General features: G+C 62.3%; 12 protein-coding genes and 1 pseudogene. 3 read left to right on the top strand and 10 right to left on the bottom strand.

Annotated features, from left to right (window positions below; genetic code table 11):
• Positions 1-61: 61 nt before the first annotated feature.
• The 10 genes and pseudogenes from fis to RHP75_RS17985 form a co-directional block, all read right to left on the bottom strand.
• Positions 62-382, bottom strand: coding sequence for a DNA-binding transcriptional regulator Fis (gene fis / locus RHP75_RS18030; RefSeq protein WP_160013071.1), 321 nt, complete (start codon positions 380-382; stop codon positions 62-64).
• Positions 379-1,377, bottom strand: a complete 999-nt coding sequence (gene dusB, locus RHP75_RS18025; protein WP_311089396.1) for a tRNA dihydrouridine synthase DusB — start codon at positions 1,375-1,377, stop codon at positions 379-381. Before dusB ends, fis begins: the two co-directional genes overlap by 4 nt.
• 179 nt (positions 1,378-1,556) lie before the next feature.
• Positions 1,557-2,891: a DUF3426 domain-containing protein gene (locus RHP75_RS18020; protein WP_311089395.1), complete on the bottom strand. Its 1,335-nt coding sequence runs from the start codon at positions 2,889-2,891 to the stop codon at positions 1,557-1,559.
• A 76-nt stretch (positions 2,892-2,967) separates the two neighbouring features.
• The gene (gene prmA, locus RHP75_RS18015) at positions 2,968-3,846 is read right to left on the bottom strand and encodes a 50S ribosomal protein L11 methyltransferase (protein ID WP_311089394.1); all 879 of its coding nucleotides are present in this window, start codon (positions 3,844-3,846) and stop codon (positions 2,968-2,970) included.
• A 143-nt stretch (positions 3,847-3,989) separates the two neighbouring features.
• Positions 3,990-5,339 carry an acetyl-CoA carboxylase biotin carboxylase subunit gene (gene accC / locus RHP75_RS18010; protein WP_311089393.1) on the bottom strand — a complete coding sequence of 450 codons (1,350 nt, stop codon included), beginning with the start codon at positions 5,337-5,339 and terminating at the stop codon, positions 3,990-3,992.
• Between the two features lie 17 nt (positions 5,340-5,356).
• Complete coding sequence (accB, locus tag RHP75_RS18005; RefSeq protein WP_311089392.1) at positions 5,357-5,818, bottom strand: acetyl-CoA carboxylase biotin carboxyl carrier protein; 462 nt, start codon at positions 5,816-5,818, stop codon at positions 5,357-5,359.
• Between the two features lie 22 nt (positions 5,819-5,840).
• Positions 5,841-6,290, bottom strand: a complete 450-nt coding sequence (gene aroQ, locus RHP75_RS18000) for a type II 3-dehydroquinate dehydratase (protein WP_160085619.1) — start codon at positions 6,288-6,290, stop codon at positions 5,841-5,843.
• A 120-nt stretch (positions 6,291-6,410) separates the two neighbouring features.
• Positions 6,411-8,180: a protein-disulfide reductase DsbD gene (locus RHP75_RS17995; protein ID WP_311089391.1), complete on the bottom strand. Its 1,770-nt coding sequence runs from the start codon at positions 8,178-8,180 to the stop codon at positions 6,411-6,413.
• A 137-nt stretch (positions 8,181-8,317) separates the two neighbouring features.
• Positions 8,318-8,833: pseudogene (locus RHP75_RS21370) on the bottom strand (methyl-accepting chemotaxis protein); the annotation flags it as partial.
• A gap of 1,614 nt (positions 8,834-10,447) precedes the next feature.
• A complete protein-coding gene (locus tag RHP75_RS17985) occupies positions 10,448-12,067 on the bottom strand; it encodes a PleD family two-component system response regulator (protein ID WP_311089389.1) in 1,620 nt (539 codons plus the stop codon).
• Between the two features lie 308 nt (positions 12,068-12,375).
• Between RHP75_RS17985 and RHP75_RS17980 the strand changes: the two genes are divergently transcribed.
• The 3 genes from RHP75_RS17980 (at position 12,376) to RHP75_RS17970 (ending at position 14,777) form a co-directional block, all read left to right on the top strand.
• The gene (locus tag RHP75_RS17980; RefSeq protein ID WP_311089388.1) at positions 12,376-13,449 is read left to right on the top strand and encodes a DUF2333 family protein; all 1,074 of its coding nucleotides are present in this window, start codon (positions 12,376-12,378) and stop codon (positions 13,447-13,449) included.
• A 3-nt stretch (positions 13,450-13,452) separates the two neighbouring features.
• The gene (locus tag RHP75_RS17975) at positions 13,453-13,989 is read left to right on the top strand and encodes an NUDIX hydrolase (RefSeq protein WP_311089387.1); all 537 of its coding nucleotides are present in this window, start codon (positions 13,453-13,455) and stop codon (positions 13,987-13,989) included.
• Between the two features lie 416 nt (positions 13,990-14,405).
• On the top strand, positions 14,406-14,777 hold the full coding sequence (locus RHP75_RS17970; RefSeq protein WP_311089386.1) for a translation initiation factor Sui1: 372 nt from the start codon (positions 14,406-14,408) through the stop codon (positions 14,775-14,777).
• The last annotated feature ends 87 nt before the right edge of the window (positions 14,778-14,864 follow it).

Here is a 14,864-nt window from a genome sequence, read left to right as displayed (position 1 = left end):
ATCAAAGAGCTATCAGCAAAAAAGGCGGCTCATGTAGGCCGCCCTTTTCGGGAGTTCAGGGTTACAGCAGGTCGTACTGCTTGAGCTTCTTGCGCAGGGTGCCGCGATTCAGGCCGAGCAGCTCGGAGGCCTTGGTCTGGTTGCCCTTGACGTAGTTCATCACGGTTTCCAGCAGTGGCGCTTCCACTTCGGTGAGCACCAGGTTGTAAACGTCACTGACGTCTGCGCCTTCAAGATGGGCGAAATAATTGTGCAGGGCTTTCTCGACGCTACCGCGCAGGGTTTGCCCCTCTTCGCTTGGCGTATTGAGATGCTGCTTCAAACTGCTGTTGTCACTCACGGGAGCCATTCCACTCTCTAAGGTCTCAGTCAACATCGTCATGCGGCCACCCCTTCTCCATTGTTATGACGTTCGCTGAAAAACTCGCGAACGTTGGTGCACTGCGCGTCCGTACTGTCCAGACGATTGAATTGGGCGCGAAACTCCCTGGCGCCCGGCAAGGTTGCGAGATACCAACTGACATGCTTGCGGGCAATACGTACGCCCATTACATCGCCGTAGAAGGCGTGCAGTGCAGCCAGATGTTCAAGCAGAATGCGTTCCACTTCGAGCAGGCTGGGTGCCGGGAGCAGTTCACCGGTACGCAGGTAATGCTCGACCTCACGGAATATCCACGGCCGGCCCTGAGCTGCGCGGCCGATCAGCAGGCCGTCAGCGCCAGTGGCGGCCAGTACGGCCTTGGCCTTCTGTGGCGAGTCGATATCGCCGTTGGCCAGTACCGGAATTGACACGGCCTGTTTGATCGCGGCGATGGTGTCGTACTCGGCTTCGCCCATATACAGATCGGCGCGGGTACGGCCATGCACGGCCAGTGCGACAATGCCGGCGTCTTCGGCGATTTTCGCCACGTTGATGCCGTTCTTGTTCTCACGGTCCCAGCCGGTGCGGATCTTCAGGGTCACCGGCACATCCACGGCGGCGACCACGGCCTGAAGAATCTCGCGGACTAACACTTCGTCTTTCAATAGGGCGGAACCGGCGGCCTTGTTGCAGACCTTCTTGGCCGGACAGCCCATGTTGATGTCGATAATCTGTGCGCCCATTTCCACGTTGCGCCGCGCCGCTTCGGCGAGCATCTCGGGATCACCACCGGCGATCTGCACCGAGCGTGGCTCGGGATCACCGCTGTGGATCATGCGCAGGCTCGACTTGCGGGTGTTCCACAGACGCACATCACTGGTGACCATTTCCGACACCACCAGACCCGCACCCATACGCTTGCACAGCTGTCGAAACGGCTGATCAGTGACCCCCGCCATCGGGGCGAGAATCAGCGAGTTTGGCAATGTGTAGGGGCCGATGCGTAGCGTCGACATAGGGCTTCCCTGCTCAAGAGACCTGCTGTTGAACAAATAGGAGAGTGCGAAAAAGGGTGGGCATGATACCCGCTCTGGATGACCGGAGAAAGGCTGTTTTGAACAAATTCTGAACAGCTCTGGGCTTATCGCGAAGGGTTTGGTTGCGGCGGATTTTCAAGCAATCCGCCGGGTGCAGGCTATTCCGGGGAGTGGAAGCTCAGACTGTAGTTCACCGCCTGGGTGCCTGGGTCGAGGATGTCCAGGGAGATGTGAATAGGTGTCTGCGGCGGCATTTCCGCGTTGCCGGCCAGCTCGCCCGCAAGGTATTCGCTGGGCTTGAAACGGCGGCTGGCGAGCAGTTGGCCATTGATGTCGGCGAAGCGCATTTCCAGTAGCGGGAAGGGCTGGGAGAACGCCGCTCGGTTGTAGAGGATCGCGTCAACCACCAGGGCGCCGCTGAATTCCGGGTGGCTGCGCACCACCAGGTTGCTGCTCTTGACCTGGGTGATGTCGACCTTGGACGGCAGCTGGCAACCGACCGCCGGGCAGAGTTGTTCGAACCAGGGGCGGTATTGATCCTGACGCGCCAGTTCATTGAAGTGATACATCACGTACTGGCCAGCCAGTGCGGCAGCGCCCAGCAGATTCAGCAGGCCCCAGCCGATCCAGCGGCCCCAGGGTTTCTTCGGCTGTTGCCAGTCCAGTTGCAGTGGCTCGTCATCCAGCTCGAACAGGTGCTCGTCACGCAATTCGGGCTCGCTGCGCGCGGCTTTTTTCGGCGCCGCTACGGCGGGTTCTTCAGCGCGCGGGTTGTCTACCAGCGCGCCAAAGGGCTCGCGCTCGGCATGCAGTTCAATGTGCTCGATTTCCGGCTCGGGGTGGCGGCGATCAAGGCTGTTGAGGTCAAGCGGTGGCTCGTCATCAGGCGCGTTGATGGGCTCTGGTATTACGGGGGCGGGCGGAATCGAGCGTGCAGGTGGCGTCAGTGGCTGAGGTTTGGCGCTCAGGCTGGCAGTTGGCTTGCTCAGTTCGTCCTGCAGCAGGGCTTCGGCCCAGCGCTCGTCGTGCGGGTCGTGCTCAGCCGGCTCGGGCGTTAGAAAGCCTTCGTTGTATTTCGGTGCGCTATCAATCGCCAGGAACTGCTTGGACAGTTGCTGCTCTTGGGCTTCGAGCTTGGCCAGCTCTTCGTCTAGATCAAGGCCGTCGAGATCCAGGTCGTCGTGAATCCACAGCGTATCGCCGGTTTTGCTGCTGGCAGGCGCGGCGGGCATTGCAGAGGTTGCGCTGGGTGCTGCTGGCTGCGGTGCTGGTGGCGCGGGAGGTTTGCTGGGTTGTGGTGCCGGCGTTGGCGCAGCAGTAGACGCTGCCGGTGGCGGCAGTTGCTGGCCCTGTTCACGTAGCTGTTGCGCGGCATTGAACACATGCAGGCAGGCTCCGCAGCGCACGGCACCATGGGCTGCACCCAGCTGCGCAAGGTTCACGCGAAAGCTGGTGCGGCAATGGGGGCACTGGGTGACGAAGCTCTGGGTCATGCGGTGATCCGGCTAATCAAGGCGGCTAGTCTAACGCAAGTGCTTGGCAATGCAGCAGCTGTGCGCGCTGGGGCGGTTAGCGGCGCACGCCACTGATACGCACCCAGCCGTCTTTGTCGGCAGTCGGGTCGAGGATAAAGGCGTCGTTATACGCGGTGCGCACCTCTTCGGCCTGTTCGGCAAGGATGCCCGACAGCGCCAGGCGTCCGCCCGGCTTGACCAGGCTGGTGATCTGCGGCGCCAGCGCCACCAGTGGCCCGGCAAGGATATTGGCCACGACGACGTCCGCAGGCTGTTGCGGCATGTCTTCAGGCAGGTATAGCGGAAAGCGCGCGTCGTCAATGCCATTGCGCTGGGCATTGTCGCGCGAGGCCTCGATGGCCTGGATATCGATATCGGTGCCGACTGCTTGCGGCGCGCCGAGCAGCAGGGCGGCAATCGCCAGGATGCCCGAGCCGCAACCGAAGTCGATCACGCTGCAATCCTGCAGGTGCTGGCCGTCCAGCCACTCCAGGCACAGCGCGGTGGTCGGGTGAGTGCCGGTGCCGAAGGCCAGGCCTGGATCGAGCAGCAGGTTGACTGCGTCAGGCTCCGGCGCCGCGTGCCAGCTCGGCACAATCCACAGGCGCTGACCGAAGCGCATCGGCTGGAAGCCGTCCATCCAGCTGCGCTCCCAGTCCTGATCGGCGATCACTTCAGCCTGGTGCTCCGGCAATTCGGCGTCGGTTAGCAGCTGCAGGTGGGCAAATACCGCGTTGGCGTCGGTATCGGCTTCAAACAGGGCAAGCAGGTGAGTGTGCGACCACAGTGGCGTGGTGCCCAGGTCCGGCTCAAAGATCGGCTGGTCTTCGGCATCCATAAAGGTCACCGACACAGCGCCGACTTCCAGCAACGCATCTTCGTAGGTTTCCGCCTGCTCCGGGGTGATGGCGAGACGGACTTGTAACCAGGGCATGGGAAACCTCGTGAGCGTTGTGGCGGGATGGCGCAAATTGGCGCGCAGCTTACTTGAAGCGGTGGTACGGCTGCCACCGCCGGTAGGCCGGAAACGACGAGGGCCGCCTAATGGCAGCCCTCGTCTGTGCGCTTCGCCGAAGCTTAGTGCTTATCCATACCCAGTTTTTTCTCCAGGTAATGGATATTTACGCCGCCTTTGCAGAAGCCTTTGTCGCGGACCAGATCGCGGTGCAGGGGCACGTTGGTCTTGATGCCGTCGACCACGATCTCATCCAGCGCGTTGCGCATACGGGCCATGGCCTCGTCGCGGGTGGCGCCGTAAGTGATGATCTTGCCGATCAGTGAGTCGTAGTGCGGTGGCACGCTGTAGCCGCTGTAAAGGTGCGAGTCCATCCGCACGCCGTTGCCGCCTGGCGCGTGGAAGTGTTTGACCTTGCCAGGGCAGGGCATGAAGTTGTCCGGGTCTTCGGCGTTGATCCGGCATTCCAGCGAGTGGCCGCGAATCACTACGTCACTCTGCTTGAACGACAGCTTGTTGCCAGCGGCGATGCTGAGCATCTCCTTGACGATGTCGATGCCGGTGACCATTTCCGAAACCGGGTGCTCAACCTGCACGCGGGTGTTCATCTCGATAAAGTAGAAGCGGCCGTCTTCGTAGAGGAACTCGAAGGTGCCGGCGCCGCGATAGCCGATCTCGATGCAGGCATCGACGCAGCGTTGCAGCACTTCGGCACGGGCTTTTTCATCGATACCCGGTGCTGGCGCTTCTTCCAGTACCTTCTGGTGGCGGCGCTGCAGCGAGCAGTCGCGGTCACCCAGGTGGATGGCGTTGCCCTGGCCGTCGGACAGCACCTGGACTTCCACGTGGCGTGGGTTGCCAAGGAATTTTTCCAGATAGACCATCGGGTTGCCAAATACCGAACCGGCTTCGCTGCGGGTCAGTTTGGCCGACTTGATCAGGTCTTCTTCCTTGTACACCACGCGCATGCCGCGGCCACCGCCACCGCCAGCGGCTTTGATGATCACCGGGTAACCGACTTCGCGAGCAATCTGCAGAGCGGTTTCTTCGTCTTCCGGTAGTGGGCCGTCGGAGCCAGGCACCACCGGTACGCCGGCGCGCTTCATGGCGTCCTTGGCCGAGACTTTGTCGCCCATCAGACGAATGGTCTCAGCTTTCGGGCCGATAAAGGCGAAGCCGGAGTTTTCCACCTGTTCGGCGAAATCGGCGTTTTCCGCGAGGAAGCCGTAGCCTGGGTGAATAGCGGTGGCACCGGTGACTTCAGCGGCGCTGATGATCGCCGGAATATTCAGGTAGGACAGCGCGCCAGAGGCCGGGCCGATGCACACCGACTCGTCGGCCAGGCCCAGGTGCATCAACTCGCGGTCGGCGGTGGAGTGCACCGCAACGGTCTTGATGCCCAGCTCTTTACAGGCGCGCAAGACGCGCAGGGCGATCTCGCCGCGGTTGGCGATCAGAACTTTTTCCAACATCGCTGGCTCTCCGTGGATCAAACGATGGTGAACAGAGGCTGGTCGTATTCCACCGGCTGACCGTTCTCGCCCAGGATGGATTCGATCACGCCGCTGGTTTCGGCCTCGATGTGGTTCATCATCTTCATCGCTTCAACGATGCAGAGAATGTCGCCTTTCTTCACGCTCGAACCCACTTCAACGAAGTTGGCCGAAGTAGGGCCGGACGCGCGGTAGAAGGTGCCGACCATTGGCGAGCGCACTACGGTGCCATTCAGCTTGGCGGCAGCCGGGGCTGCTGCTTCAGTGGCGACCGGTGCTGCGGCAACCGGAGCAGCTGCAGGCGCAGGGGCCTGAGCGTACATCGGCTGTTGCATAAAGGCTGGCTGCTTGCTGTGACGGCTGATCCGCACGGATTCTTCGCCTTCGCGAATCTCCAGCTCGTCGATACCGGATTCTTCCAGCAGCTCGATCAGTTTTTTGACTTTACGAATATCCATAGTGGTTCAACTCCCGGTGAGGTCAGGGGCGCTTAAGTTCAAGTTGTTCGAGTGCAGCCTCCAGGGCCAGTCGATAACCGCTGGCGCCAAGGCCGCAGATCACCCCTACCGCGACATCTGAAAAGTAGGAGTGATGGCGGAAAGCTTCGCGTTTGTGCACGTTGGACAAATGCACTTCGATGAATGGGATGCTCACTGCCAGCAATGCGTCACGTAATGCGACGCTGGTGTGAGTAAAAGCGGCAGGATTGATCAGGATAAAGTCGACACCTTCGCCTTTTGCGGCGTGAATACGGTCAATCAACTCGTATTCGGCATTGCTTTGCAGATAGAGCAGATGGTGGCCTGCCTCACGTGCGCGGCGCTCCAGGTCGAGGTTGATCTGCTCCAGGGTGACGGCGCCGTAAACCCCTGGCTCGCGGGTGCCGAGCAGGTTGAGGTTGGGGCCGTGCAATACCAATAAGGTCGCCATGATCCTTAATCCTTGTTTTTCTACTGCGCAGGACTATGCCGCGACAGCGCGGGGCTGTCCAGTTCTCAGCAATAGTCGACACGATGACCGCAGATTGCGGCAAATATATGACTCGGGGCGTTAAAAGCGTTCCCGCGCCGTGCTCAGGCGGGCAGCAAAGGTCGCCGCATCCACCTCACCTACGACACGCAGATCCAGCCATTCGTCACCCTTGGCGTCGAACAGCAGAATCGCTGGCGGGCCGAACAGCTGGTAGCGGTCGAGCAGGGCGCGCTGGGCGGGGTTGCTTTCGGTGATGTCGAAGCGCACCAGTTGGTATTCGCCCAGTTGGCGGCCGACTTCCGGTGCGTTGAGCACTTCGCGTTCGATCACCTTGCAGCTGATGCACCAGTCTGCGTACCAGTCGAGCAGCAGCGGCTTGCCGTTATTTTTTGCGCCAAGCAAGGCAGCATCGAGTTCGGCGGGGGTCGTGATGGTTTGCCATTGACCGGATTGCACCTGCTGCGTCGCTTCTACGCTGCTGACCAATCGCCCGAGCGGGCGCAGCGGATCATCCTGACCCTGTAGTGCACCGACCCAGGCCACCAGCGCGTAGACCAGCAGGGGCAGGCCAAGCAGTTGCGCGAGTTTCTGGTGATGGGTTTTCGGCGTCAGTTCCAGCACGCCGAGCCACAGTGCGATGCCTGCGGCCAGAAGGCCCCACAACGCCAGGCTGACTGGGCCGGGTACGACGCGCTCCAGCAGCCAGATGGCCACCGCCATCAGCAATGCGCCGAACAGGTTGCGCACGGTAAGCATCCATGGCCCGGATTTCGGCAATAGAGCGCCGCCACCGACGGCGAACAGCACCAGTGGCGCGCCCATGCCGAGACCCAGTGCCAGCAGTTTGAGGCCGCCGCCGAGGGCATCACCGCTGGCGCTGATGTACAGCAGCGCGCCGGCCAGTGGCGCGGATACGCAAGGTGAGACCAGGACGCTGGACAGCACGCCGAGCGCTGCGGCGCTGAGAACTGTGCCGCCCTGCAGTTTCTGGCTCAGGCGCTGTAACGGGCCGTCGATGGCAGCCGGCAGGCGCAGTTCAAGAAAGCCCAGGCTGGCCGCGCCGAACAGGGCGAAGAAGATCGCAAACGGCACCAGCACCCATGGCGACTGCAGACGCGCCTGCAGATTGAGTTCGGCGCCGAACAGGCCCATCAGTGCGCCGAGGATGGCAAAGCTCAGGGCCATCGGCAGCACGTAGGCCAGCGACAATACCAGGCTGTGCATACCACCCGGCTGGCCGCGCAGCACCACGCCGGTGAGGATTGGCAGCATCGGCAGCACGCAGGGGGTGAAGGTCAGCGCCAGGCCGCCGAGGAAGAACAGCGCCAGGTCGGTCCAGCTCCACGGCGTTGCCGCTTCCGGCGTGGCACTGCTGGGCGGCGCGCCGCCGCCAATCGCCAGCACTTCGGTTTCCGGTGGGTAGCACAGACCTTTGTCGGCGCAGCCCTGATAGTGGACGCTGAGGTTGAAGGGGCGATTGTCCGGGTTGTCGACTGGCACCTCGACATCCAGAACCTCGTAGTACACCTCGACATCGCCGAAGTACTCGTCATGTTTGGCCTGGCCGGCCGGCAACACGGCCTGGCCCAGATGAATGTCGGCTGGCTCGCTGCTGAAACTGAAGCGGTGCCGGTACAGATAATAACCTTCGGCCGCGACAAAGCGCAGTTTCACTGACTCGCTGGAGCTGCTGATCAGGCTCAGCTTGAACGCCTCGCGTACCGGCAGGAAATCCGCGCTGTTGTTCAGGGGCGCGCCAAATTGCGCAGGAGCGGTCGGCTTATCGAACAGGCCGGCGCTGGCCGGCAGTACGACCAGAAGCAGAAGCAGGCTGAGTAGACGGTGCATGGCAGGCTCGTGATGCGGGAATCGCCGCATCATAGCGGAGGCGGGTGGCTCAGGGCACGACCCAGGCTGTAAGCGGTCTTGTCTGCAGGCTGGATGGCGCGCGACAGATTGCCGCGCCAGCGGCCGTTAACCGTCTGTTAGACCCTGAACGCCTGCACGGCAGTATGCAGTTGGCCACCGAGTTGCAGCAGCTGGTCGCCCTGATTGCGGCCCTCGCCGATGCGTTGCAGGTTGTCGCCGCCAAGTTGATGGATGCGCTCGCTATGCCCGCGAATTTCGCTGACCGCGTCGCTCTGCTGCGCGGTGGCGTCGGCAATCCGTTCGGCCATGCTGGCGATGGTGCGGATTGCCACGACGATTTCATCCAGTGCGCCATCGGCGGCTTCCGCCTGACTGGCGGTGGCTTCAGCGTGTTCGACCTGGGTGCGCATGGCTTGTACCGATTGCAGTGCGGCCTGTTGCAGGCGGCCGATCAGCTCCTGAATCTGTGCGGTGGCGCCGCTGGTGCGCTGCGACAGCGAGCGCACTTCATCAGCCACCACGGCGAAGCCGCGGCCCAACTCACCAGCTCGCGCCGCTTCGATGGCGGCATTCAGGGCGAGCAGATTGGTCTGCTCGGCGATGCCGCGAATTACCGTCAGCACGTTGCCGATGGTCGCGGTTTCCTCGGCCAGGCGTTCGATGGCCTGGGCGTTGCCCTGCACCTCATCAACCAGCGAGTGCAGGCCGGTGAGGCTGTGGCCAATCACCTGCTGGCCCTGTTCCAAGGCGCGGTTGGCGTCGCGGCTGGCGTTGGCGGCCTGGCTGGCATCGCCGGCAACCTGCTGGATGGTGGCCTGCAGCTCGCCGAGGGCATCGCGGATCTGCGCGGTGTCGCCGGCCTGGCGTTCGGCGCCGCTGTGCAGGCCGCCGCTGAGATCGGCCAGTGTGCGGCTGGAGCCGACTACCTGTTCGGCGTGGCGGCGAATGGTGCCGACCAGGTCGACCAGGTAAGCGCGTAGACGGTTGAGTGATTCTTCGATGTCGCGCAGTTCGCGTGTGCGTGAATTGAGATGGATGTCATGGGCGAAGTCGCCGGCGGCCCAGGCAGAGAGGGCCGGAACCAGGCGTTCAAGCACGCGGGTTAGGCGCCGCTGGATGGTGTCGATGATCAGTGCGATCAACAGAATCAGGCCGATCATCAGGCCGAGGATCAGCTGCACTTCGCCCTGGATGCGCCCGTGCTCGGCGCGTACCAGCGGTTCCAGCGCGGCCAGCGCCTGCTGCACCTGATCGATCTGCGTGCGCGTGCTGCTGGCCAGGGCGCTGCGTTGTTCGATCAGATTACGGGTGCGTTGCAGTTCGGCCGGGTAGCGGCTGATCAGGTTGGCCAGGTCGCGTTTGAGGGCGATGCCACGGTCTTCGGCCTCGCTGCTCTCGTTGCTGGCGTCCAAGCCCAGCATGTCAGCAAATGAGTCGCTGGACGACTGGCTGGCGTCGGCCACGCCGAGCAGCGGTAGGTCGCTGAGGGTTTGCGCCTGCTTGCCCAGAGCTGTCAGTTCACGCTCGACTTCGCTGGCCAGTTCGCTGCGGCCGCTGCGCACCAGCTTGTCGCGGGCATGGGCCAGGCGGGTGAGGTGGCGTGCCGCGCTGAACAGCGGGCTGCGGTAAGCGGCGGCGGCATTGGCTTCGCCGCTGTCGGCGTATTGCGCGAGCTGCTCCAGTGCTGCGTCCATTTCCCGTTCGGCTTGTAACAGCAGGCCTTGCGGATCGGCGGAGAGCTTGCCTGCGGCCAGTAGCTCGTTGGCACTGAAGGCTTTGAGTTCAGCGAGGCTGGGACGCAGGTTATCCGCCAATTGCGTGGGCAGTTCAGTCATGGCCTGTTCGAGGCTGTCCAGCGATTGCAGGGCGGCGCTGTGGCGCAGGGCGTCGCCGCTTTCCAGGTAGGCGCTGATGTTCTGCGCGGCTTCGCCTTGGAACTGTTGAGACAGGCTCAGGTAGCGGGCCATCAGCAGATAAGGGCGCTCCAGGGCACGCTGCGACCACCAGAGCGTCACGGCCAGGGCCACGCAAACGGTGACCAGCAGCAGGGTGTTGAGGTTGGTAAGGGATTTAAGGCGCATAGGGCTCGACCGACAACGAACGGTTCCGGCCGCCGACGGATGCGTCAGGGCGGCTGCTAAGCCTCAGAATTTATTGCTTTTTCGTGACCGTAATATGACGGCGCCGACTGCGTCACAGTTTTCTGCCGGGTGGTTAGTGGCGGCTCAGGTCTATCGAGGCGAGTCTCAGTCGCCCTGATAGATCGCTACCTGGTTGCGTCCGCCGTGTTTGGCCACATACAGGGCCTGGTCGGCTTGCTGCGAGAGCAGTTTGCCGTCCAGTTGCGGCGCCAGCTGGGCGATGCCGCAGCTGAAGGTGCAGGACAGGTCATGCGGCTGCGCCGAATACTGGATTTCCGCGAAGCGCTGGCGGATGTCGTCGAGGACCCGGCGGGCCGATTCGGCGTCGGTGTCGGGCATCACCACGGCGAACTCTTCGCCGCCGTAACGGCCGATATGGTCGCTCTTGCGCAGACGCTGCTTGAGAAACAGCGCCAGGCTCTTGATCACCCGGTCGCCCATGGGGTGACCGTAGGTGTCGTTGACCTTCTTGAAGAAGTCGATATCGATCATCGCAAAGCTCAGCGGCTGGCTGTCGCGTTCGGCACGGAAACGCGCATCTTCGAGCAATTGCAGGGTATGGGTGTGGTTGTACAGGCCGGTCAGGCTGTCACGCACCATCCGCGCCTTGAGGCTGCGCGCGCGGGCAGCGCGGTTGCGTACGGTGGCGATCAGGTGGCGTGGCTTGATCGGTTTGGTGAGGAAGTCGTCGCCGCCTTCGCTCATCGCGTCGAGCTGCTTGTCCAGGTCGTCTTCGGCGGACAGGTAGATGATCGGCACGCTGACATAGCGGTCGTTGTGGCGGATCACCTGGGCCAGCTCCGGGCCGTTGCACTCAGGCATGTACATGTCGAGGATAATCAGGTCCGGCTGAAAGTCGGCCAGATGGCTCATGGCCTGGATCGGCTCGATCAGGGTGCGGGTGACGATGCCGGCACTGTTGAGCACGCGCTCGGTGTGCGTGGCCTGGGCCCGCGAGTCGTCGATGATCAGCACCTTGTAGGGTTCGTACTGCGACACGTTGGTCAGCACTTCGATACGTTCGAACAGGTTCGAAGCGTCCAGGCTGCCGGTGAAGAACTCCTGGCCACCGGCGCGCACCGCAGACAGGCGAGTCATGGTGTCGGTGTCTTCCGGGCTGAAGAACAGCAGCGGAATCTGGTGCTCCAGACCTTCCTGCACGCTTTTTGCCAGTTGCAGGCCGCAACCGGGGCCGGAGAAGTCGACTTCCATCAGGATCGCCGCCGGATGGCGCTCGCGCATGGCGTTGCGAAATGCATTGGCGCTGTCCAGGGCGATGGCGTTCATGCCGAAGAACTCGAGGCGCTGCACCAGCTGTTCGGCGCGTTCCAGATGCTGCAGTGCCAGGTAAACCGGTTTGCGCAGCGGTGGCAGCACGGTTTGCTCGAAACGGTCGCCGTGACGCAGGCCGGTACGTGACAGGCGCTGCAGCAGCTGGTTGAGCTGGCTGATCAGTTCGCTATTGAGACGGCCGCGGTTATCGGCCACCAGTTGCAGGCAGCTGTCGATTTCCTGGGCCAGCTGGCTGTGCTCGGCCTGATCGAAGCGCTCGGCGTAGCGCTGCAGCAATTCCGTGGCCTCGCGCAGTTCACCCATGCCGGCTTCGTTCCACTCACTGCGCTGCAGGCGCTGCCAGACTTCCAATACCTGACGCGCCTGATTGATCACGCGCTGGGCGAAGTGTTGCTTGAGGCGGTCGCGGCTGGGGTCTTCTTGCTCGATCATGGCCCAATTTCGGTTAGCGCAGCACGTGGCTACGGATGATGGCTTAGTGCTAGCAATGCTAACACTCGTTTGAATTATTGCGAGCACCGTCGATCTATTGGCGTCGGCCTTATGTCTATAGCATCACAGATACACCATTGGCATAACCGGCGCTAAGTTTGCCGTTCGCCGCTGCGCAGTCGGCCGCGCTTCCCTTATAGTGCAAGGCAGTTGCGCAACCCTGCTCAAGGGTTGTGGTCGAACCAACAGCGAGCGGGTTGTGCAGTCCGGTCGCGAGCTTGCTACTTGGGTAACAAAAGGACATTGCCATGCTGGATTGGAAGAACCGAACTGCCGAAGCGCGTGATGGCGCGGCAGGTGCTACCACCACCTCACAGAGTAAATCGACGGGAAGCCTGGTCACGCGGACGGTCGCTGGTCTGCTGGGGCTCTATCTGGTTGTGGCGCTGGTGGTGGGTTGGTATTGGAGCCAGGAGCCGGAGCAATTCTCCGTGCAACAGCGCGCCGAGGCCGCCGCCCAGACCAGCGGACGCAAGCTGGTGAATGGCTACACCACGGTGGAAACCCTTAAACAGGTCGCTGGCACCTTGCTCGATAAGCCGGGCGGTTACCTGTCCAATGACCTGGCGCCACCGGGCCTGTGGCTCGACAACATGCCGAGCTGGGAGTTTGGTGTGCTGGTGCAGGTACGTGATATGTCCCGCGCGCTGCGCAAGGACTTCACCCGTTCGCAGTCGCAATCCACCGAAGACGCCGATCTGGCCAAGGCCGAGCCGCGCTTCCACTTCGACCATAAAAGCTGGGCACTGCCGGCCTCCGAGGCTGAGTACGCCGAAGGCATCAAATCGCTGGACCGTTACCTTGAGCGGCTGGGCGACCCGAGCAAAGGCAATGCCCAGTTCTATACCCGCGCCGACAACCTGAACAACTGGCTGGGCGACGCCGCCACGCGTCTGGGTTCGCTGTCGCAGCGCTTGTCGGCCAGCGTCGGCCAGGTGCGTCTGAATACCGCTGTGGTCGACCCAGCACTGGCCGATAGCGTGGCCCAGGCCGATTTTGTCGAAGGCGTGAATTACGAAACGCCGTGGCTGCAGATTGACAATGTGTTCTACGAAGCCCGTGGGCAGGCCTGGGCGCTGGCCCATTTGCTGCGCGCTATTGAGGTGGATTTTGCCGATGTGCTGGCGAAGAAGAACGCCACCGTCAGCGTGCGCCAGATCATCCGTGAGCTGGAGGCCGCGCAGGAGACCCTGTGGAGCCCGATGATCCTCAATGGCAGCGGTTATGGCCTGCTGGCTAACCACTCGCTGGTGATGGCCAACTACATCTCGCGGGCTAATGCCGGGTTGATCGACCTGCGCCAACTGCTGTCGCAGGGCTAAGCGATGGCCTGGTCCGAAGCTGAGGTGGCGCACCGTGCCGCCTCTGATGCTGAGCGCATCGCCTGGGTTGACGAGGAGGATCGTCTGCTCGGCGGTGTGTTGCGCAGTGATCTGCGCGCGCGGCATCTGCTCGGGCGCGGCACCTACATTCTGCTGTTCAACAGTGCCGGCCAGCTGTGCGTGCATCGGCGCACCCTGAGCAAGGCGCTGTATCCCGGTTATTGGGATGTGGCGGCCGGCGGCATGGTGCTCGAAGGCGAGAGCTACGCCGAATCGGCCGCGCGCGAGCTGGCTGAAGAGCTGGGTATCGAAGACGCGCAGTTGGTCGAGCATGCGCATTTCCTCTACGACGCTCCGGAGAGCCGCCTGTGGTGCATGGCCTATTCGGCGGTGTCCGATGCGCCGTTGCGTTTGCAGCCGGAGGAGGTGCTGGAGGCGCGGTTTATCTCCATCGACGAGGCGCTGGCCGAAACCCAGCACCTGCCCTATTGCCCCGATTCGCTGGCCGCCTTGCAGCGCTATCTGGCCGCCACACGCTAGGCCCTCGATACCGGCCGAACCCCGCGTCAGTCCTGGCTTTGTGCAGGATATCCAGACGTTTTGTTCGGCATCCTGAACAACGTCGCCAATCCGCCGATTAATGGCGCATTTTTACACTTAGCAGTCGCGGCTTTTGCCGTTACACTGCGCCGCCTTCAAGCCCTGGCCGTGTATCGCCAGGGTGCGCTGCCCCTGCCTGAGTGGGGCTTCGCGGTCGACGTCTCAGAACCGTCTCGGGTTTGCTGCGCTTCGGCGATACTGCGTTAAAAACAGCCTCGGAATGCTCATTTACATCTCGTAAACTCCGCTTCCTCGGCTGTTTTTGCCTTGTCTCGCTCTAGCTCGCGAAATCCGAACCAGGTTCTTAGCGGTACTTGTCGACCAGTCGCTATCCTGACCCCTTCGAGGACCAACCGGTGGTCAAGAAAGCTTCCTCATTTGCCGCCCTCAGCGGCCTGGTGTATTCCACCGACAGCGGCCGGCATTGCCCGGGCTGCAGCCAGCCAGTGGACGCCTGCATCTGTAAACAGACCCTGATTCCCGAAGGTGATGGCATCGCCCGCGTGCGCCGCGAAACCAAAGGTCGCGGCGGCAAGACGGTGACCACCATCAGCGGTGTGCCACTGGCCGAAGAGCCGCTGAAGGATCTCGTCAGTGCCTTGAAGAAACGCTGCGGTTGCGGCGGCTCACTCAAGGATGGGGTTATCGAGATTCAAGGCGACCACGTCGAGCTGCTGATAGCCGAGCTGATCAAGCACGGTTTTAAAGCCAAGAAATCCGGCGGCTAAGCCAGTCTTTTCTAAACTTCCTCAGCTGGCCTTTGGTCACAGCTGAGTAATCGTCATTTCCAGACTTTAATCTGTACGCGTCTTGGC

Origin of the sequence: Pseudomonas sp. SG20056 (genome assembly GCF_031764535.1) — a bacterium.
GTDB lineage: Bacteria > Pseudomonadota > Gammaproteobacteria > Pseudomonadales > Pseudomonadaceae > Aquipseudomonas.
This window is presented reverse-complemented; position numbering and strand designations above follow the sequence as displayed.